Annotated in this window: 18 protein-coding genes and 1 tRNA gene; 15 read left to right on the forward strand and 4 right to left on the reverse strand. The window is 66.0% G+C overall.

The window, feature by feature from the left end:
• Window positions 1-70: 70 nt before the first annotated feature.
• Together DB354_RS07925 and DB354_RS07930 are read left to right on the forward strand one after the other, a co-directional pair.
• Complete coding sequence (locus tag DB354_RS07925) at window positions 71-346, forward strand: hypothetical protein (protein WP_107834909.1); 276 nt, start codon at window positions 71-73, stop codon at window positions 344-346.
• A 139-nt stretch (window positions 347-485) separates the two neighbouring features.
• Window positions 486-767, forward strand: a complete 282-nt coding sequence (locus tag DB354_RS07930; protein ID WP_158277434.1) for a hypothetical protein — start codon at window positions 486-488, stop codon at window positions 765-767.
• Between the two features lie 3 nt (window positions 768-770).
• On the opposite strand, the gene DB354_RS07935 is transcribed toward DB354_RS07930, so the two are convergent.
• Complete coding sequence (locus DB354_RS07935) at window positions 771-1,148, reverse strand: hypothetical protein (RefSeq protein ID WP_146180153.1); 378 nt, start codon at window positions 1,146-1,148, stop codon at window positions 771-773.
• Between the two features lie 74 nt (window positions 1,149-1,222).
• Between DB354_RS07935 and DB354_RS07940 the strand changes: the two genes are divergently transcribed.
• Window positions 1,223-1,798, forward strand: coding sequence for a hypothetical protein (locus DB354_RS07940; RefSeq protein ID WP_107834912.1), 576 nt, complete (start codon window positions 1,223-1,225; stop codon window positions 1,796-1,798).
• 75 nt (window positions 1,799-1,873) lie between these two features.
• Here DB354_RS07940 and DB354_RS07945 read toward each other — a convergent pair.
• Window positions 1,874-1,948 (reverse strand) — tRNA-Asn (locus tag DB354_RS07945).
• Between the two features lie 726 nt (window positions 1,949-2,674).
• Here DB354_RS07945 and DB354_RS07950 point away from each other — a divergent pair.
• The 4 genes from DB354_RS07950 (at window position 2,675) to DB354_RS07965 (ending at window position 6,802) form a co-directional block, all read left to right on the forward strand.
• Complete coding sequence (locus DB354_RS07950; protein ID WP_107834913.1) at window positions 2,675-4,480, forward strand: LamG-like jellyroll fold domain-containing protein; 1,806 nt, start codon at window positions 2,675-2,677, stop codon at window positions 4,478-4,480.
• A 388-nt stretch (window positions 4,481-4,868) separates the two neighbouring features.
• Window positions 4,869-5,141 carry a helix-turn-helix transcriptional regulator gene (locus tag DB354_RS07955; RefSeq protein WP_199226812.1) on the forward strand — a complete coding sequence of 91 codons (273 nt, stop codon included), beginning with the start codon at window positions 4,869-4,871 and terminating at the stop codon, window positions 5,139-5,141.
• Complete coding sequence (locus tag DB354_RS07960; protein ID WP_107834915.1) at window positions 5,138-6,040, forward strand: hypothetical protein; 903 nt, start codon at window positions 5,138-5,140, stop codon at window positions 6,038-6,040. Before DB354_RS07955 ends, DB354_RS07960 begins: the two co-directional genes overlap by 4 nt.
• Before the next feature lie 24 nt (window positions 6,041-6,064).
• Entirely contained in the window at window positions 6,065-6,802 is a 738-nt protein-coding gene (locus DB354_RS07965) for a hypothetical protein (protein WP_107834916.1), read from the forward strand.
• A 78-nt stretch (window positions 6,803-6,880) separates the two neighbouring features.
• Here the strand turns inward: DB354_RS07965 and DB354_RS07970 are convergent, their stop codons facing one another.
• Window positions 6,881-7,366: a VOC family protein gene (locus DB354_RS07970; protein WP_107834917.1), complete on the reverse strand. Its 486-nt coding sequence runs from the start codon at window positions 7,364-7,366 to the stop codon at window positions 6,881-6,883.
• Between the two features lie 259 nt (window positions 7,367-7,625).
• On the opposite strand from DB354_RS07970, the gene DB354_RS07975 reads away from it, so the two are divergent.
• Both DB354_RS07975 and DB354_RS07980 read left to right on the forward strand, forming a co-directional pair.
• Window positions 7,626-8,327 carry a PIN domain-containing protein gene (locus DB354_RS07975; protein WP_107834918.1) on the forward strand — a complete coding sequence of 234 codons (702 nt, stop codon included), beginning with the start codon at window positions 7,626-7,628 and terminating at the stop codon, window positions 8,325-8,327.
• Between the two features lie 170 nt (window positions 8,328-8,497).
• Window positions 8,498-9,313 (forward strand): alpha/beta fold hydrolase, encoded by an 816-nt coding sequence (locus tag DB354_RS07980; RefSeq protein WP_107834919.1) that lies wholly within the window; start codon window positions 8,498-8,500, stop codon window positions 9,311-9,313.
• Between the two features lie 54 nt (window positions 9,314-9,367).
• On the opposite strand, the gene DB354_RS07985 is transcribed toward DB354_RS07980, so the two are convergent.
• Window positions 9,368-13,768: an immunoglobulin domain-containing protein gene (locus DB354_RS07985; protein ID WP_107834920.1), complete on the reverse strand. Its 4,401-nt coding sequence runs from the start codon at window positions 13,766-13,768 to the stop codon at window positions 9,368-9,370.
• A 220-nt stretch (window positions 13,769-13,988) separates the two neighbouring features.
• On the opposite strand from DB354_RS07985, the gene DB354_RS07990 reads away from it, so the two are divergent.
• The 6 genes from DB354_RS07990 to DB354_RS08015 all read left to right on the forward strand — a co-directional run bounded on the left by DB354_RS07990 (window position 13,989) and on the right by DB354_RS08015 (window position 20,771).
• Entirely contained in the window at window positions 13,989-14,198 is a 210-nt protein-coding gene (locus DB354_RS07990) for a hypothetical protein (RefSeq protein ID WP_107834921.1), read from the forward strand.
• 26 nt (window positions 14,199-14,224) lie between these two features.
• A complete protein-coding gene (locus DB354_RS07995) occupies window positions 14,225-14,794 on the forward strand; it encodes a DUF4256 domain-containing protein (protein WP_107834922.1) in 570 nt (189 codons plus the stop codon).
• Window positions 14,795-14,941: 147 nt separating this feature from the next.
• Entirely contained in the window at window positions 14,942-15,325 is a 384-nt protein-coding gene (locus tag DB354_RS08000) for a YciI family protein (protein WP_107834923.1), read from the forward strand.
• 10 nt (window positions 15,326-15,335) lie between these two features.
• Complete coding sequence (locus DB354_RS22820; RefSeq protein WP_107834924.1) at window positions 15,336-16,610, forward strand: DUF6596 domain-containing protein; 1,275 nt, start codon at window positions 15,336-15,338, stop codon at window positions 16,608-16,610.
• A gap of 242 nt (window positions 16,611-16,852) precedes the next feature.
• A complete protein-coding gene (locus tag DB354_RS08010) occupies window positions 16,853-18,784 on the forward strand; it encodes an Ig-like domain-containing protein (RefSeq protein ID WP_107834925.1) in 1,932 nt (643 codons plus the stop codon).
• A 1,174-nt stretch (window positions 18,785-19,958) separates the two neighbouring features.
• Window positions 19,959-20,771 carry a DUF72 domain-containing protein gene (locus DB354_RS08015; protein WP_107834926.1) on the forward strand — a complete coding sequence of 271 codons (813 nt, stop codon included), beginning with the start codon at window positions 19,959-19,961 and terminating at the stop codon, window positions 20,769-20,771.
• Window positions 20,772-20,840: the final 69 nt, after the last annotated feature.

The following is a 20,840-nucleotide window of genomic DNA, read 5'->3' on the forward strand; positions in this document are numbered from 1 at the left end:
GAAAGCCGGGGCGCCTTCATCCGCGTCTGTTCAATCCGGACGCATCCGGCCCTCCCTGTTGAAAGCTAAAATGGAACTGAACAATGACCGCGGCTTCGCGTCGTCGAATGCTAGTCACCACTGCCCCGCCTGCGCCAAATGCATCGACCAGCGCGTGGAATACGTGCGGGAGGTGATAGAGGTGGTTCGGGGTATCGTCTCCCCGGTGCAACTTGCCGCGATCAGTGAGCGAGTGGAGTGCATCAAGCTCGAGGAGATCGCTGAGCGTGTCGCGCGGCGCCGCTTCCGCGAGGCGATCGCCGAGCGCGTGGCGCCACGTTTACCGCCCGATCTGCGCCGGCACTAAGCTCTGGCCGCACCTGGCCCCATACAGCCCGCCCTGGTTCGCCAATGCGGGCTTTTTGTACCATCGCAATGGCATGCACCCCGTCTGCACCCTGTCCCCAGAATCGGTTGAGGCTATTGCCCGCCGGTTAGTCGAGCTCATGCCCCAGGCCGACCTCACCGAATGCCTTCTTCCAAGCCTCATGCGGGAGGTGCGCGAGCTGCGTCAAGAGCTGCGCGGGACAGCCGCGGTTAAGCGCATTGAGCCTAACGCGGTGTACTCCATCGATGAGGCTGCGGCGCTGATCCCGGGACTGAGCGCAAAGACAATCTGCAAGCGGCTGCGTTGCCGCTCGATAATCGGGCAAAAGGGCGGACTGCGGTCGCCCTGGATGATCCGCGGCTCCGAGCTGCTTAAGTTGGGCGGCAAGGTCGTTGGCTAGGCATCAGACGATTCGCCGCCCGTTCCGGTCCCATGCGGGGAACTTCGGTGATCCGAGCGCCGGTGAGGGCGCTGCGCACAACCAGTCGGGGTGGTAGCCGTATGAGAACGCCCCGACCATCACGCGGTAGCTCTGCCAGATGTCGAAGCAGAGACAGTGAGGGTCGTCGGTGCAGTCCTCGCCGCGCCGGAACGCCCAGGCCATGAGATCGGCCGGCGTCGTTGCGCAACCGTCGTGGCGCACGCTGATGTCATCCAGGATCTCGCGCAGCAGTGCTTCGGCGCAGACGACGGGCGCGCCGGTCTCGGTCTGGGCCGTCAGCATGTAACGGAGTAGGTCGCGCTCATACACCCAGGGATCGCCATCTGTGTTCCTCGACATGTAACGAGCCAACGACGGCCGAAGGCGTGTGCAAACGTACACTATTCACAAGTTGCCGACAGAAATCCAATCAGATGCAGGCGTTTGACACGCGCCGCGGATTCGCCCAGACTTGGGCGTTGATGCCCCAGAAGACGAGCACCAGCGGCAAAACGGTGGTGGACTACGCCAAGCGCGAGATCGGCGGAATCTTGGTTCGCCCCGATTCTCGCGACGTGATGCGCAAGGCTGTTGAGGGCCACCCGATCCGCGTCCATTCCGCAAGCGACTACGTGAACCTCTACCACGTGTTCAAGCGGATGCGCGAGGCAGGCCGCGCCGGTGCGAACCTCGAACTGGTTCGGCGGCAGGTCGCACAGTCGGAGTGGCTGCTTTTTGTGCTCCCGGCCGACGTCAACGCCCCCAAGGTTGAGATCCGCGCGGGCTACGACCCGAAGCGCGGCCGGTACAGGCGCTACGCTGAACGCCTCGCGGCGGGCGAGGTGCTCCACCTGGACAGCCGGGAAGAGGCGGTGAAGGCGCGCAAGGCGTGGCGGCTGTATGTGCCGCTGGCGCAACGCCAGGGTTTGAGATCCACGACGAAGAAGCGCCCGGGAGGAGGGGTTACTGTCGCCATCTCGAAACGGCACGCCCACCTCGGGGAAGCGTGAATCGCGGGAATGGCGGAGAAGTGGCGGAGCTGAAAAAATGGAAAAACCCAAGAACGCGTAAGTTCTTGGGCTTCATGGCTGCCCGGGCTGGGATCGAACCAGCGACCAAGTGATTAACAGTCACCTGCTCTGCCACTGAGCTACCGGGCAACGTGGCTCGCACGATTTCCGTGCAAAGGAAGGGCTGAAAAACACGGCGCCGCCGGGGGTTGTCAATGCTCCTTTTTCCGGTGCACACGAAAAACCCGGGTAGTATCCGCATTTCCCACTCCTAGAAGAACTAAACGCGCCGCGGGGCGCGCCATTAGTCGACCAGACTCCACCGCGAATTCCAATTGCCGATTCCTCGGCCCCCAGGCCGTGCAATCAGTGCTCACCGGCCCTACGCCGAACGCGCCGGAGCATTCGCCCTGGCCGGCCATCGGCTCGCCCGCCAAGGACTCCATCCGCCCCTGCATGAGTTTCAAACCGTGACGTTGTGCCGTCGGCGCATCCTTGAACAGGGCATCAACTGCGTCTGGAAGATTCAAATCCAAGCGGCCGACGCACCTTTTGGGGACAGCCGTTCTCATCATATCGTTTCCTGGGAACGCGACTGACTCGTGGCCGGCGTCTGCGGCGGCGGGGAATTCACCGTCTTTCCGGGCGCGGTGGTTACCCGGGTCACGTTTCGCACGGCGGGAGGGCGCCGCGTCCCACTTCCTTCACGTGGCTATGCGCATAAATTGTCTCATCGAACGGACCGATTGGTTCCCTTAGCCACTCCGATCTGCCCGCCTCCTTCACGCCCCCCCGGGGCCGACCGTATGCCGGCAGCCCCATCCGGAAGATCATCGCGGCGCCGCGACCCCCGCTGGGCGCGATTCCCTTACCCCTATGAAATCCAACCACGCTTGTTGCGCCGGCCTCCTCTCGCGATGCCGGCTTCGCCCCATCCCCGCGCTGCTGATTCTCTTCGCCCTCCTCGCGTTGCCAGCCGTCGCCACGATCACGGAGCCCAACAACCAAAAGGTCGTCTTCCGGTATCGCTCCTTCTCCGGCACGACACCGGACTGGGTGTCCCCGCTCACCAGCCTCGGTAACATCAGCCATGCCAGCGGCTCGGCCGACCTGGTCACGACCGACCGCGGCGCGGGCTTCGATAACCTGACGGTGACCGACTTTGACGGCTCGACCGAATACGTCCAGGGCGCCGGCACGATCACGACGGTCGACGGCGCGGCCGACGATTCCTTCACCGTCGAAGCGTGGTTCAAAGCCGATACGCTCAGCGGCCCACGCACCCTCTTTTCGAATACGGAAGACTATCGCGGTTTCGCCCTCCGCCTGAACGGCGCCCGCCTGCGGGGCGAGGTCCGGTTCAAGAACGGTTCGACCTACGTGAACCAGATTGTCGCCCAGGAGGCCGCGTACGCCGACCTGGAGACCGGCGCCTGGTACTGTGCCGTGCTGCACGTTCGGAAAACATCCAGCGCCTACGAAATCCGGCTCTACCTCAACGGCACGCGCGTCGCCTTCGTAACGACCAGTTCCCAATGGGACGGCGTCTACCAGTCGGTGGAGCTGCCCATGGTCGGAGCGGAACCAGCCGGCGGGGTGGGCAGCAGCAGCTTCTTTGACGGGCAAATCTACGCCGTGACCGTCAGCAACCACGACCTGTACCTGGACAACTACGTCAAGAACGCGGTGGTCCGCGACGGTTCGCGCTACGGCGGCATGATCGGCTATCACGACTATCTCAGCACCACGGCAGGCGTGGACTTCCGCATCCAGGCGACAATCTCAGACTACACCGACCTGGGTTCCTCGCAGGTCGTGGGCCGGATGCAGCTCCCATACCTGAACGATGGTTACGTGCCGCAGGGACTCGGCTACGACGCCGCCAACGGCTATTTCTACGTGAGCTACTACTGGTGCGGCGACGACGGCAGCACCGGCAGCACCACGGCCAACTCCGACAAGATCTCGATCGTGGCGGAGATCGACCGAAGCACCCAGACCCTGCGCCGCACCTTCCGCCTGTATCGTCCCAATGGAGACGCCAACTACGGCCACTTGGGCGGGTTGGAGTATTACAACGGCAGCCTCTACGTGACCTATGGCACGTCGGTGTATCGGTACCCGCTCGCGAGCGCGCCAAGCCCGACCTACGTCTTTGATCCCAAGACCTTCGCCAATCCGCGCGCCGACCAGAATCCGCTCACCGACGTCACCACTTACCCGCTCAGCAGCTACCTCCAGGGCAACACCTCCAACTCCACGCTTCACCTTGCGACCGACACCGACGGCGACGTCGTGCTGTGGGTGAGCGAATACGATTCCGCCGCGAAGAAGAAGATCCTCGGTTTCGTGCTCAACTCGAGTGGAGGCATCACCACCCCCGCGAAGTACGCCTTCACGCTCCCCGTGTTCAGCGTGAACGGCATGGCCTGCTACAACATGACGGCCACCGAGTGCTACTTCTACGTGGTCACCGGCGGCGTGTGGAAACGTGTCCGTTACCTCAAGTCCAGCGCGACGGCGCAAAGCACGACCACGGTGTTCTCCGGCCCGCCCGGCACGGAGGATCTTGTACTCGTGGGCACGCAGGTATGGACGACCTCCGAGACCGGCGGCCGCTATTACCAGAAGGGCGCCGGCTGGGATAATCTCTTCCCATTCCTTTTCGGGGTAAGCCCATAGCCGAAACCTCACGCCGCCCCACCCCGACGGCGACCCGTCGGGTGCGGCGCGGGCACGAGCGCGCCCCCCTCTTCCACCAGAGTGACTGCCACGCGCGCGGGAACTGACCTGCCGATCGCCCCAAGTCCGCGGCGGTGTCGCCGAATAGGACATGAGCGCTGGAAACGATCTCAGGGGTGCCGGTGGCGCCAACGGTGACGCCATCCCACCAACTGCCCAGGGTCTTTCACGGGCAATGTGTGCGGCAGCGCGGCGTCGACGAGACTGAACACGGCGCTGTTCGCCCCAATTTCTAAGGCAAGGGAGACCATGGGCGCGCTGCGCGGCATCGTGGCCGATCACAAGGGAACATCGGCCTTGACAATGGATAGTTTGCTATACTTTATGCATGGTTAACTTTACTCCATTGGATCCCTTCGTCCTCAAGAACCACCTCCGCAAACTGCGCTTTGAACACGGCGAACTGACGCAGCAGGCTCTGGCAAACGCCGTGGGAGTGACCCGCCTTACTATTCACTCGATTGAGGCGGAGAAGTTTTCCCCCTCGGCCCTCCTGGCCTTCAAGATCGCACATTTCTTCGGCCGGCGGGTGGACGAGGTATTCTACCTTGAGAGAAAAGATCAGGCCCAAGAGCCCCAACGAAAGGCAGACGCGCTATGAAATCTCGGCTGTACCGCCACACTCGCATCGCCCAAGTCCTTGGCGCGGTCGCACTGGTTGCCCTGCTGTACAATATCGTCGTTCTCGCGTTGGTGCTGCCGCGCTCGGCCGCCCTGCAGGCAATCCCGCCTTGGGCCGAAACGGCCGGGCTCGGCGTAGGGCTGGGCATCCTGCTAACGGGACTCCAACACCTCGCAGCGCTCTGGATACTGGTCTCGCAGATCAGGATCACGCATCGGATTGGACTGGCGACGGCGGCGGTGTGCCTCATGGGCGTGACGTCCCTCCTGTTGCTGGGCGCAGACGTGACTCTCCTCGGGGACATCGGACACGAGTACAGAGCCGGCCTTGGAACCACGCGCGAATGCCAGATGGTCGCCGGATTCCACGGCCTGCATCTATCGTTTGTGATTCTTGCGGGCTGGATCATCACTCTGACCAACCGCTCTCTCCAAGCCGGGCCGGCGCCCGAGGCGGCCGAGCAGGATGAAGCTTTCATTCTGACGACCCACTACGTCGGCGTGCTCTCCGGCACGTTGGTCCTGACGATCCTGGTCGTCCTGGCCGCCTCGGGCCTGCCTGCGCAGTACCTCAGGCGCATGGTGATTACTTTCCAAACCGTGGCCACGGTTCCCTATCTCCTCGCGCTGGGCGCTTGCGCCGCGATCCGGTGGCGACGCCCCCTGACGCAGTGGCTGGACGAGCGGGCGCTGATCAACACCGGCCTCGCCAGTCTGGCCACCTTGGCAACATCGCTCCTGGTCTTGGGAATCGGCTACGCATTTCAGGAAACACTCATCCCCGCCTCGCTGGTCACAGTTCTCTGGTTCCCTGCCGCCGTCGGACTCGGCATGGCGGTTTTCTCCGGTTCGTCCCTCTGGCTCGCACGGTATCGATAAGCAGCTCGCCTGAGCATCCCCAACATGATCCTCCCCCGCAGTCTTCTTTTCGCCCTGGCCCTCATCTCCCTTGGCTGCCGCACGCAAGCCGGCGCCATAGAGAACCTGCCGCCTTTGCCGGCGACCGGTACCCAATGGAGTTACGACAACCAAGGCGGGAGTACCTGGCACCAAGTCGCGGGCAAAGGCACGCGTACCCGGCTCGTGGTGGGCACGGTAGAACGCAACGGCCGAAAATGCCTCAAGCTGACCGATCATTATGACCAGGACGGCAAGGCCGCGATTGAGTATATCAACACTGCCGACCACATGCTTGTGGCCGTCGATTCGGCCGACGGCGCGGTCGCGGTCGATTTCACCCCTGCGGTCTGCTGGCCCGTACCACAATTGGGCATCGGCGAATCCCGAACCGAGGTCTTCTCCATCACCTACGACAAGACGAGGACCGGAGCCAGCGCCCGGAAGATGGTAATGCACTGCACTGCCGTCACCACACGCCTGCCGAATGAAACGGTGACCACGCCCGCCGGAGTGTTTGCGGACTGCCTTCACTCGCTCGTCAAAAAGACCACCGCCGTCGAAGGGCTGAAAACCCACGCGGTCGTGCACTGCGACCTCTGGTTCAACCCCCAAGGCGTCCTGATCAGGGAGGAACTGCGCTACGAGGCGATCCGTGCCCCTGACGGAAGGGAAGTGAAACCCGAGCGTCGCTCTTCGAGCATCCTGCGCGCGTGCGAACGCCCTGCGCCCCCGGCGCCCTGATGTCCGTCGCGAGGCCAGCGATCGCCCGCCCTCAATGCGGCAACGGTCTTCCCGGGCCGGTCGATCCGTTTCGCGCCCTCACCCGCGGCGCGCGGCCTCGATTTTCGCGACGTCGATCTTGCCCATCTCCATCATCGCCGCGAAGGCCCGCTTGGCTTCGGCGCCTCCCGCGGCCAGTGCCTCCGTCAGCACACGCGGCGTGATCTGCCAGGAGAGCCCCCAGCGGTCCTTGCACCAGCCGCAGACGCTCTCCTGCCCGCCGTTGCCGACGATCGCGTTCCAATAGCGGTCCGTCTCCTCCTGCGTGTCGGTCGCCACCTGGAACGAGAACGCCTCGCTGTGCTTGAACTCGGGGCCACCGTTCAGACCGAGACACGGGATCCCGAGCACCGTGAACTCCACCGTAATCACGTCGCCTTCTTTCCCCGAGGGATAGTCGCCCGGCGCCTGATGCACCGCCGTCACCTTGCTGTCCGGAAACGTCGCGGCGTAAAAGCGCGCCGCATCCAGGGCGTCCTTATTGTACCATAGGCAGATCGTGTTCTTGGGCGTGGGTGTGTTCATCGTCGTATCGCTCTCGAGGCGGTGGGTTGATTCCCGCGACCAGGGAGCGGTCGCTAGCGCCTGTCCTCCCTCAACGAACGAAGTGACGGCCGCCGGACACTCGAGTGGAGTCTCATTCCACTCCTGGCGCTAATCCCGATTCCTTTTCCCCAGGCCACGCCGCTTTCCCTGAGCAAACGTGATAGAGACTGCGCGCTACGCGCCTGATCGCGCTCAGCCGCGCCTTGCCTCGCGCGTCCTGCTCCCACCACCTTCCCTCATGCCCGATATCCCCACCCCGAAGCAGATCGTCTTCGTCGACTGCGAAAACATCCCGTCGTTCGACCTCAGCCGCATCGCCGGCCAGCCGCTCGAGGTGAGTCTCGTGCTCGGCAAGCAGCAGAAGCAGGTCGGGATCGAGATCTTCAAGGCCGCGCTCCGCTTCCCGGCCCAGGTGAAACTGATCGAGTCCGGGGTCACCGGGCACAACGCGCTCGATCTCGTGCTCGCCGCGCATCTCGGCCAAGCGCTGGCCCGCCACGCGGACGCGGAGTTCGTCATCGTCTCGAAGGACCGCGACTTTGATCCGCTCATCGCCCACCTGCAGGCCCAGGACGTGTCGGCGCGACGCGACCCTGATTTTCTCGCCGTGCGGAAGTCCGCTCCCCCGCGGCCAAGTCGCTCCCCGGCGACGCCACCCCGCCGCCCCAAAGCGCCGAAACCTGCCGCCGCCGGACCCGCGGCGACGGCAAGCGAAACGCTTCACTCACCCCGCTTCGCGGAACTCGCCCGCTTCATCCAGACCGAGAGCAGCCCGCTCCCGCGCAAGAAGACCGCGCTGTTGCGACTCATCGCGAATCGCTTCGGAAACCAGCTTTCGCCCGACGAACAGCAAGAGGTCCTGCACGAGCTCGCCCGCCGAAAGGTCATCGCCCTGACCGATGGCGGAACCGTGACGTATCCGTCGGCCACGCGCTCCTGACGCCAACTCCGGGCGAACCCGTTTGGCGGCGCCGCGTCCAGTTGCGCCGCGGTGATCTCGGAGGAGGGTACGCCGCCCGCCCATCGGGGCCAGAGCTCCGACGCCCAACGTCCGCGCCGTGGCCGGCGTCCGCGCCCGGAGCTCCGGCGTTTCTCCCGTCCTCATCCCACATGCCCCCGTCAAATACCCCCTCCCCCGACTCCGTCTTCTCCGACTCCTCCGTGCACACCGGCTACGCCCCTGTAAACGGGCTGAAGCTCTACTACGAAATCCACGGCCCGGCCCGCCCGGGCCAGGTGCCGCTCGTGCTCCTCCACGGCGGCGGCGACACCATCGAAACCTCGTTCGCGAAACTCCTGCCCATCCTCGCCCGCACCCGCCAGATCATCGCCTTCGAACAACAGGGCTATGGCCACACCGCCGACATCCTCGATCGGCCGTTCTCGTTTGCCCAGTCGGCCGACGACACCGCCGCGCTCCTCCAACACCTCGGGATTCCCCAGGCCGACTTCCTCGGTTTCAGCAACGGCGGCACCATCGCCCTCCAGCTCTCCATTCGCCACCCGCACACCGTCCGCCGGCTCGTTCTTGCCTCCGCCGTCTTCCGCCGCGACGGCGTCATTCCCCAACTCTGGGATCTCATGCGCGACGCCCGTCTCGAGAACATGCCGGCAGAACTGCAGGACGCCTACCTCCGCGTGGCGCCTCACCCCGAGAACCTCCGGCTCTTCCACGACAAGGCCGCCCAGCGCATGCGTGAGTTTTGCGACCTCCCCGACGCCGCGATCCGCGCCATCGCCGCACCCGCGCTCATTGTCAGTGGCGACGTCGACATCGTTCTGCCCGAGCACAGCATCGCCCTCTACCGCCTGCTCCCGCACGCCCAACTCGCGATCCTGCCCGCCACCAACCACGGCGAGCTCACGTCGCGCGACGCCCTCGCGCCCATGGTGGAGTCCTTCCTTAACGCTGCCGCCTTGCCCTGAGTCCGGTCCGTGGGCGCCCCCCCTGCCATCGCCACCGTCACGCGCGGCGCCGGCTCACTTCACCTCATAGATTTCGATCAGCGCCAGGCCCGCGGCGCCGTCCTTCGACTGCACCTGCGCTGTGTACAATCCCGGCGTCAGGGTGACGAGCAGCGCGGCGTCGGCAGAATCGGGCGCCAGCCCAAACGCCATGGTCGTCTTGAACGCGCGCTCCAGCGCCGCGTCGCCACCCCACCCGGCATTACTCGTCAGCTCCTGCCCGGCCGCGTTGAACAGCACGAGCTTCGGCTGCGCCAGCAGCCCCGACAGCGAAAACACCTTCAGCCCGGGCCCCACCCCGCGCAGCAGCACCGTCAGCGGTCCGTTGCCGCTGATCACGAATCCGGCCGACAACACATCGATTCCCGACGCCGTCTTCGCCCGCGCCGAGAGGTTCACCAGCCGCTCGCCGGTCGCCGCCGTGTCGGCGTCGTACACTTCGGCGAGGCAGATGCCGTTCTCAACGTCCTTGCCGCTTAGAATCGCCGTGTGCGAGCCGCCTTCGATCGGCCCCAAATAGGCGCAGTCGAGCGCCACCGGCAGCAGCGGAAACGCCCCGAGACGTTGCGCCGTGTCGGTGATCGCGGCCGCACTGCCATAGCGCAACCCGCTCCACATCGGATTCGACCGTCCGTCGTACAGCGTCATCGCCGGCACCTTGAGGAAGCCCGGCAACTGCAGCTGCGCCAACGATGGGCCCACCCCGCGAATCAGCAGGTTCTTGGCCGCCGCGCCGCTCGTCGTGAAGCCCACGATCGCGAGGTCACTCGACCCGTCCACCCGCGCCCGCGCCGAAAGATTCATGAGCCGGCTCGTGTTGGTTGCGCCCGCCACCAGCCCGCCAAACTCCGTCCGCGCCCCGGCCGTATCCTGCAGCGCCAGCGTCGCACGCTTGCTGCTCCCGTCCAGCGCCACGCTCAGGGTCTCACCCGCCGCGGTCTTAACGCTGAGCGTTCCGTTCGCGCCGAGCGTTCCCGCCGCGCCCACGACCCCAGCCGGCGTCGTCACGACGATCACCGCCTTGCCGCTCGCCCCAACGAGGATGTCCGCTCCGCCACTCGCGCCCGCGAGTGCCGTCACGTGATGCAAACCGCTCAGCGCGACCCCACTCGTGCCGCTGTCGAGCGTCCCCGTCAGACCCATCGCGCCGCCGCTCACGCCGCCGCCCGCGCCGATCTGTCCGCTCACGGCGGCAGTCGCCTCGGTCGTGAGCGCACGCACGGCCGCTCCACTCACGCTCGTCGCCGTCGACGCCGACGGCGTGACCGTAAACGAGCCGTCCGCGGCAACCGTCACGGTGCCCGCAATCGCGCGCGCCGGCTGCGTGCCGTAGCCGAGGAACGTCCCGCGGTTGTCGGTCCCAATCACCATCACCCAGTTCCCGCCGTCGCTGAAGGTCCCCGAGTAGCTCCCACCAAAATTGGCCGGGGCTTCCGTCACCGTGACAGTGGCCGTCGAACTGTAGATGAAGCCGAAGCCCGACACCTTCACCCAATAGCTGGTCGTCGCGAGCAAAGGCGGGGTCGTATAACTTGCCGCCGTCGCCCCCGCGATCGGCCTGGAAGTATCGCCTCGCTCCCCCTGGTACCACTGGTAGGTCACCGCCGCTGACGCCGGCACGCTCAGCGTCGCGCTCGTGCCGGGTCGCACCGACACCGCCGCAGGGGTAACGGCATACGAAACCTGCAACCCCATTCTCGTGCTCCAGCACGTCCCGTGGGCATTGCTGAGGTACAGCCGGTAGCCGCCCGACGCATCCGCCGCACTGACATTGGCCAGAGTCAGGGTCGCATCAGTCGCGCCCGCGATCGCAGTCTCGTCGCGCCACCACTGATAGGTCGGCGCCGGACTCCCAGTCACCGCCGCCGCAAAAGTCACGGTGCTTCCAGCCACCGCCGACTCCGGTGCCAGGATGGACGTGATGCGGGGCGCCGAGCGCGTGGTATCCACCTCCAGTCGAACCACCGCACTCTTTACTGAGCCACCCGCCCCCGTCACGACGACCCAGTAGTCTCCTGATTTCGCCGGCGAGTCGGCCCAAACCGTACAGGTAGGCCACACGTCCTGACCTGTGATCGCCACTCCGTCATGGAACCACTGGTACCCCAATGAGTGGAGCCACGTCATGGGCGTGCCCACCGCGGTGATGGACAGCGTCGCGGACGTGTACAGCGGTGGCGTAACCGAGACTGGCTGCTCGATGATCGTCGGCCCATACGTCGCCGGTGCCACGATCAGGTCGAAGGTCCGCGTGCCAGTCCCTCCCGCGTTGATGGCGCTCACGGTGACGGGGAACGTACCGCTCGCGGTCGGTGTGCCGGTGATGTCGCCACTCGCCGGGTCAATCGCCAATCCCGCGGGCAGCCCGGTCGCGACATAACGCGTGGGGTAGTTCGTGGCCCGCGCCCGAATCGACACAGGCATGCCAATCTGGCCATACTGCGTGGCGATGGCGGCGAACTCCGGGACCGGCACATTCGTGACGGTAAGTGTCACGGGCACGCTATCGACGCGCCCGGCGTCGTTGAACACCCGCACCTGATACGCCCCCGCCATGTAGGGCTGCACGTTCGTCAGGGTGAGCGTACTCAGGTGGTCGTCCGTCAGCACGAAGGGATAGCTCGTCTTGCCGACGTAATCCCACTCGTACTTCAGGTCGCCGCCCGTGGCGGACACACTCAGCGTCGCCGTACCGCCAAGCGCCACCGAGGTATTCACCGGCTGGAGGGTGATCGTCGGCTGCTCATAGAAGAGCACCGATACGGCGTTCGAGGTCGCGGAACCATTGGGGTTGGTGATCACCGCCTTGTACTGACCGCTGTCGGCGAGCTTTCCGGGGTTGAGCACGAGCAACGTCGCCGTCGCGCCTGCGACCGCTGTGTCGTCCTTGTACCATTGGTAGCTCAGGGGCCCGGGGCCGTAGGCGCGGAAATTGAGTCTCCAGGAGATGCCTGCCGGCAGCCTGCACCCTTCCGGTTGCAACAGGATTACCGGCAACGGACTCGAGAACAGAACCGTCAGCGTCGCGGCATCCGAATCAACCGAGCCGTACATCGTGGTGACCCGCGCCCAGTAGCTCGTGGTGTCTGTTGGCGGTTGCGGGGTAAAAGTGGACAGGTCCCCTACGGGATTCGAGGTATCGCCCCGCTTCCCCTGATACCACTGTACCGCGGCCACTGGCCCGAAGTACTCGACGGACAGCGTCTTCGTCGCCCCCGGCTGCACGGTACCGCCTTCCGGTTGCCGCGTGATGACCGGAGGAATCTTGAGCACGTCCGCGACAGTAACATCGGCATTAGGGTATGGTATCCACGGCAGCGTCGAATCGAAGTTCGACCGCGGCTCGAGCATATCGCCCGAGCGGACATACCTTACGGTAAATCCGAAAATATTCGTCAGCGAGACACCGGCCAACGTGTAGAGGCCATCAACCGTTTGCGGCTGCACTTGAAAGCTGCCGGTGCCGTCCGCCGCCAGCCTGAGCTCAAACCGGCTCGGGCCGCTATAGACTGCGGTTCCCGACTTCAGGGCCACGCTGCCGGGATCGACCGTACACGCCATGGATATGGTGTCGTTCAGGCCAAACGGGCCGTGGCCCGATACCGCGATCGACTTCAGCTGGGGCAACGTCATCCGCTCTGCACCGCCAGTGATGACAAAACTCCCAACGAGCCCCCCCGCTGAGCCGTTCTCGTTGCCCCAACACGTGTAATACACCTTGTAGGTACCGTTCACCCAATTGGGGGTGGTGGGATAGGAGTAGGTCCCAGAAGCAGTGCCCTTGCCCGCGGCAGCTCGAGTAAAAATGTTTATCGAGTTCGGTCCCATGATCTGAAGGTCGAATCTCCAGTCGTCGCCGACGCCCGGGGTGGCAGTATACGACCAGACCAGCGGATCCCCGGCCTTGATTTCACCGGGCGAGACCTGCGCAATATCCAGCCTAGGCATCGCAGGGCGTTCGCCGGCCCCCGTCACTGCGAATGCAAGAGTCAATGCGGCCCGCGGTCCTTCTCCGGGAAGGAACCAGTCATTGTCCCGAATGCTGATCGCGCCCGACGCGTCGTAGGCGGCATTTCCCCCGGCGGCATCCGACACCGAGATCGTTTTCACGCTATAGATCGTATTGCGCCAGAACCTGCTCACGGTTTCCGCCGCCAAGCCGCTTGCGGGATCAGTCGATATGACGGTGCGGTCGTTGGAGCCATCGGCGGCTTGGAGAATAAACGCCACCCGGTCCGCGGCATAGCTGCCCGCGTTGAGCGTGAACCGCACCTTCACCTCCTGCCCCGGCGAAAAGGGGCCGGGCGAAACCAGCTCAGCCGAGGCGACGCTCGGATAGTAGTACTGCGCGACCGCTCCGGGCACGTAGCTCGCCACCAACACCACCAAGGCCATCAGTCGTCGGCCAAAATTCATGCCGACGCTATCGCAGCTTCCTTTCACCCAAACAAATACAATCTCGCACCGAAAACGCAGGATCACGCGCGTGCCCGGCTCCGTTAGGCGCCGCTGCCACCGCTAGCCCCTGGTCGCTATACGCATATTCAAATCTGTCGGAATCGCCCGGGCTGAGCCGTCATCGGGGTGCACGCGGCGATTCCGTCCGCATCATACCATCAAGCCCCCCCTCCCTCCCATGCCATCTTCCACCACACGCATCATCCTGCGCTGGATTCACCTCGTCGCCGGCGTTCCTGTCCTCGGCTACATCTACAGTCCGTTTGCGGAACTCCCGAATTACGCCCCCGTTGTCCGCTATGCCGCCATGCCCGCCATCCTGCTGTCCGGCCTCTGGATGTGGAAGGGGCACGTCCTCCGCCGGCTCCTGACCAAACGCGCCGTCTGACCCACCTTTCATTTCCACCCTCCCACATGAAATCCGCCAAACCCACCCAAGCGTCCGTCGCACCTGCGACGGACCTGCTCACCGTCCTCCAGCAGCGCTTCGAAAAATTTGCCTCCCGCCATCCGAAGCTCGACTGGGCCAAGGTTCGGGCCCGCCTCGAGGCCGCCCCCGCCAAGCTCCGCACTCTCGAGCAAATGGAAGCCACCGGCGGCGAACCCGACGTCATCGGCCAGGACAAGAAGTCCGGTGAAATTCTGTTCGCCGACTGCTCGCCCCAAAGCCCCGCCGGCCGCACCAGCCTCTGCTACGATGGCGCCGCCCTCGCCGCGCGCAAGGAACACAAGCCCAAGAACAGCGCCCAGGACCTCGCCGCCAGCATGGGCGTCGAACTGCTCACCGAGGAGCAGTACCGCGAACTCCAGCAACTCGGTGAGTTCGACACCAAATCCTCCAGCTGGCTCGCCACCCCCGCCGAGATCCGCCAGCTCGGCGGCGCCATCTTCGGCGACCGCCGCTTCGGCCGCGTCTTCGTCTATCACAACGGCGCCGACTCCTACTACAGCGGCCGCGGCTTCCGCGCGCTCCTGCGCGTGTAGTCGGCTGCCGGACGCCCACAATTCGGCGGCCCGCCGCCTTCGTTCGACCGGCCGCCTTCGATCGCCCAGCCGCTCGCAACGACTCCCGCCCGCGGCCCACGATTCCGCGGCTGACCGCCTCCCTGTTCCCACCACCCCGTTCCCGCCATGAAATACATTCTCCTCGTCCATCTCCCCCAGTCTGCCCTCGACGCCCCGCGCGATCCCGCCGCCGCTGCCGCGGGACGCGCCTACGGCGAAGCGCTTCAAGCCGCCGGCATTTTCGTCGCCGGCGTCGGCCTGGGCTCCCCTCACAACGCAACCGTTGTCTCCGTCCGCGACGGCAAACGCCAGGTGCAGGACGGCCCCTACGCCGAGAGCAAGGAGTTCCTCGGCGGCTTCGTCGTCATCGACGTCCCCGATCTCGACACCGCGCTCGAGTGGGCGGCCCGCAATCCGTCCGCCGCCCTCGGGACGATCGAGGTCCTCCCCGTCGGCGGCTCGACCTTTGCCGCCTCCGCTCCGCCTCGCCCCGCCACCGCGCCCCACTAGACCAACCGCGATGGGCGAACCTGCCTCCTCCCCACCCGACTCGGCCGAAGCCGCGATCGTCAGCGTCGCCCGCCTTTCATACGGGCGGCTCGTCGCCTATCTCGCCGCCCGTTCCGGCGACATCGCCGCCGCGGAAGACGCCCTCAGCGACGCTTTTGCCACCGCGCTTCGTCGCTGGCCCGCCGACGGCGTGCCCCACAAACCCGAGGCCTGGCTGCTACACGCGGCTCGCAACCGGCTCACGGACGCCGTCCGCCACGAGATGGTCCGCCGCAAGGTCGAGCCGCTGCTCCAAGTCGCCGCCGCCGCCGAAAGCGCCGCGACCGCCGACTCCCCATTCCCCGACGAACGTCTCAAGCTCCTCTTCGTCTGCGCGCACCCCGCCATCGATCCCGCCGCGCGCACTCCCCTGATGCTCCAGGCCGTCCTCGGCCTCTCCGCCGCCCGCATCGCCTCCGCCTTCCTCGTCTCGCCCGCCGCCATGGATCAGCGGCTCGTGCGGGCCAAGACCAAGATCCGCGAGACCCGCATCGCGTTTCGGGTTCCCGAGCCGCCCGAATGGGACGAACGCGCCAGCTTCGTCCTCGACGCCATCTACTCCGCCTACACCGCCGGCTGGGAGGATGCAGCCGACGAGAACGCCACGCACCACGCGCTCGCCAGCGAGGCCGTCGCCCTCGGCCGAACCGTCGTCGAACTCCTCCCCCACGAACCGGAGGCCCGCGGGCTCCTCGCCCTCATGCTGCACTGCGAAGCCCGTCGCCCCGCCCGTCTGCGCCCGGTCGACGACGGCAACGGCGCCTCTGCGCCGACTTTCGTACCCCTCGATCGCCAGGATCCCGCGCACTGGTCGCCAACGCTGATCGCCGAAGCCGAGTCCCACCTGCGCGCCGCCTCGGCTGCCCAACGGCTCGGTCGCTATCAACTCGAGGCCGCCATCCAGTCCGTCCACGCCCATCGCGCGATCAGCGGCACCATCGACTGGCCGCAAATCGCGTTGCTCTACGAGGGTCTCGTCCGCCTTGCGCCCACCATCGGCGCCCATGTCGGCCGCGCCGTGGCCCTCGGCGAATGCGGACAACCCGCGCAAGGGATTGCCGCGCTCGACGCGCTCCCGCCTCCGCGCGCCGCCGCCTACCAGCCGTGGTGGGCCGCCCGCGCCCACCTGCTGCGCCAGCTCGGTCGCGCCGCCGACGCTCGCAACGCGTTCGAACGCGCCGCCAGCCTCAGCGACGATCCCGTGCTCCGCACTCACCTACTCGCACAAGCCGCCGCGCTCGCCTGAGCGTCGCCGGCCCCCGGGCACAGAGCCGGGCCCCGCGCCCTGTGTCGCCGCCCGACGCGTGCAGCACCGGGTCGCTTTGCACCCACACGCCCGTTGCCCGCCGCTCCCTGCGCCCGCGTCGCGCGACGCCGCGCGTTCTTGTTCCCGAGTTGCGTATTTCCCGCCTCCTCCGCCTTCCACCGCACCCAACGTCAGCGGAACCTCGACGTCACTCGCGTTACGCATCAGACGTTATGTGCCACATGACCACCAACCTCCCGACTTTCCAACCCACCGCCAGCTCGTGGCTGCGCGCCTGCGCGCTGGGACTGCTGCTGACGCTCGCCCCCGCCTACGCCGCTGACGCCACCGCCTCCGCCGCGCCCGCGGCGAACTCGGCGGCGGCGGCCGCCGACAAGGACGCGATCGTCTCCACCAACCCGATGGAACTCGAGACCGAGGACGGCGGCATCCACGGCCAGCTCGTCGTCGCCACCGAGATCCTCAGCGCCGACACCCACGGCGACCTCGTCTACACCATCACCTCCGAGCCGCGCTACGGCCGCGTGGGTCTCGCCGGCGGCGGTGAGGAGAGCGACTTCTTCAAGAACAAGACCTCCCGCCTCGGCTACTTCGCCTATCGCGCCGCCGACAACTTCACCGGCCAGGATTCCTTCAGCTACAGCGTGCGCAACGAGACCTCCGGCCTCGTCTTCAAGAACACCGTCGTCGTCACGGTGAAGGCGCCGCCCCCCATCGTCCTGCAGAAGTACGAAGTCGACGCCACCCGCGAACGCGCCAGCCAAATCCACGAGATCCCGGTCGCGACCCGCCCCAACCTCCCCGTCTCGCAAAAGCTCCCCAGCCACGAGGCCTACCTCTCCGCCGCCGAGCGCCTCGGCCTCGCCGAGCCCAAGGTCGCCTACCACCTCGACGACAAGGCCAAGCCCCAGCACGGCACCGCCAAGCTCGACCGCACCACCGGCCAGCTCACCTACGCTCCCAATCCCGGCTTCATCGGCGTCGACCGCTTCAAGTACTACACCGTCGACGAGGCCAACCCGCACCTCGGCGTCGAGAACGTCGTCGTCGCCACCGTCGAGCCGGTCCGCAACGTGAAGCACATCGCCGTCGACCGCTCCCGCAGCCGCGAGGTCGACCTCGTGTTCGTCATCAACAACTCGCCGTCCATGGCCGCCCACCAGAGCCGGATCGCCGACAACCTCAGCCGCTTCCGCCAGCTCTTCCACCAGCGCGACCTCGACTACCGCATCGGCGTGCTCACGACCGATTTCGTCGACTCCGATCCCGGCCGCCGCAACGAGGACCAGCGGTTCTACAAGGAGGTTCGCTCGATCCAGTTCGACGCCGCCGGCAAGCCCGTCCTCGACCGCCGCGGCCGCCCGAAGTCCACCACCAAGCGCGTCGCCAGCAACGGCAACCTCGTGACCCTCCCCGTCATGCCCGAGCCGTGGGTCACCCCGCACACGCCCGATCCCGTCTTCGCCGAGCTCGTCAAGGTCGGCACCAACGGCGACAGCAACCGCACCGCGTTCACCTCGGTCTATAACTTCGTCGCCGGCTACTATAACAAGCAGCACACCCTCCTCCGCCCCGACGCCACGACCATCGTCGTGTTCTTCATGGACGAGGAGGAGACGCGTATGGCCACCTGGAAGGAAAAGAAGGACGGCTCGCAGGAGGCCGAATGGATCGAGAACGGCAAGCTCCCCGACCTCCTCAAGCAGTACAACGCCCGCAACCCGAAGAAGCGGCAGACGCTCGACGGCTACATCAACTACTGGGTCCTCCGCCCCTTCATCATCGCGAAGGGCAACAAGCGCGGAAAGGTCGAGATGCACGCCGTCGTCTCGCCCAACAACATCTCCCACCGCCGCGCCGCGGAGCTCACCGGCGGCACCGTGCTCAACATCGAGAGCGACTTCTCCGCCCCCCTCGCCGCCCTCGGTGACCGCATCGCCGACACCGTCGCTGTCGCCCTTGAGCCGATCGATGCCGGCGCGACGCTCTACAAAAAGAGCCTCCGCGTCCTCGTCGACGGCACCGAAGTCCCGGCCGACGCCCAGAACGGGTACGTCTACGACGAGCTGACGCACAGCATCCGCTTCCAAGGCGCCGCGAAGAAGAAGGCCTTCCTCGCCAAGATCGACATCACCTACGAGGAGCACATGTAACCGGCGCCCGCCGGGCGCCGGCCCTCTTTCTCTTTCTCGTACTCTTTCTCGTTCTCCCACCCCCTCTGTCGCGTCGCGATCTGTCGCCGCCTCCGTGCTGAGAACCGCGCCGGGCCTGCGCATTTTTGCGCGGGCCCGCATAGAAACGCCTTACGCACCCTCGCGTTTCCCCTTTGCGGCTCACGCGATTCGCGTTCGTGGCGTCACGCGATGTGCCTTCGCGTTCCCGCGAATTCGCCTTCGCCACCCTCGCGATTCTCGTTCGCGCCCCTCGCGATTTCCCTTTCGCGCACCCGCGATTTCCTTCGCAGCCTCGTGAAAATTCTTCGCGCCGCCCCGCGAAGCGTCGTCGCAGCGCCCCGCGAAATCCCTTCTCACGGCTCAACGCCTTTTCGCGTCGACCGCGCGAGCCTCTCGAAGCCATCCGCGAAAATTCCCTGCGTCCCCGCAAAGATTCCGCCACGCCACCTCGCACTTTCCCTTCAATCCACCGACGCCCGCCGCAGAAAACCTAGCCCTCTTCCTTTTGTTTTCGCCGTCGGCGAAAACAAAAGATCCGGACATTATGCGAAAGTATCCGGACATTATGATCGAGTATCTGGACATTATTCGATTAGCCCCTGATTGACAGGCAGTAATAATTGCAGCCATCGACACCTATGCGTCCTGGGTTTTCGTCGCCACGAACGCGGAAACGCACGGGGAGCTGAGAGAATCAGGGGCGGAAATGGGGCGCCTCTGATCACATCCGGGGCAAGGCCCGTGGACGTCCGAACGCAAAGCCCGCGCCCAATTCGCGCCCCTGCTTGCAGATCGCCGTGCAATCCCCGCGCCCCAAGGGGCAAAACCCTGCCGACCGCCGTCACCAAAAGGGGCGCCGCCTTGCGGCCAACCCCCTGCGGCTCGCGCACCGTGGCGAGCAAATCGCGCGCCCCGAAGGGGCTCCGCGGGGCAAGACCTGCACGCGAATCCGTCGCCCAATCCTCCCTTCTCTCGCGCCCCTTACACAGTCTTCCGTCGTTCAAACCTGCGAACCTTCAACCTTCCAACCTGCAACTTCCTCCCGCCCTGCCACTCCGCCCCGCCCTGCAACCTGCAACTTTAAAACCTTCAAACCTGAAACTCGCGGCGCGTGCGCCGCTTGCGCCGCGACGCACCCCGCGTAACTCGCCCGATGGCCTTCCACATCGGCACCGGCAGTTGGGGCGACGACGCCTACGTCGGGATTCTCTACCCGCCCGGCCTCCCGCGGGCCGACCGGCTTCGCACCTACGCGCGCGCTCTCGGCCACATCGAGGTCAACTCCACCTACTACGCCACACCGGCTCCCGCCGCCGTCCACGCGTGGGTGCAGCAAACCCCGCCCGGTTTCACGTTCAGCGTAAAACTCCACCGCGCGTTCTCCCAAAGCCCCGTCAAGGCCGCGGCGGACACCACGCTCCTCCCGCGCTTCCTAGCCGCGATGGAGCCGCTCCTCACCGCCCGCCGGCTATCCGCCTTCCTGCTTGTTCTCCCACCCGGCTTCACCCCCGCCAAGCGCCGGCTCGAAGAACTCGACGCCCTCGCCACTCAGCTCGCCCCCACTCCGCTGGCGGTCGAACTCCGCCACCGCGACTGGCTCACCGGCCCGCAACGCGCCGCCACCCTCGCGCACTTTCGCTCCCACCATCTGGTCCTCGTGTCCGTCGATCAGCCGCCGGGCGACAACCCGCGCATTCTCCCGCGCAGCGATGCCGTCACCGACCCGCGCCTCGCCTACCTCCGGCTCCATGGCCGCAACCCATGCTACGCCACCGCCGGCTCCACCGCCGAGGGCCACCACCACGCGTACTCGCCCCGCGAACTCGCCAGCATCGTCACACGCGCCCGCAGACTCGCCCGCGTCGCCACCGACGTCTTCGTCATCGCCAACAACCACGCCAACGACTTCGCCCCGAGGGCCGCTCTCGCCCTGCGGCAGAAACTGTCCGCCCGCCCGAAGCCGTAGCCGCTCCCCCAAAAAGAATCTTTCTCTTTCTCGTTCTCTCCCCCTCCGTCATTGTCGCCGCCCTCCTCC

It is taken from the genome of Opitutus sp. ER46, assembly GCF_003054705.1.
Lineage (GTDB): Bacteria > Verrucomicrobiota > Verrucomicrobiia > Opitutales > Opitutaceae > ER46.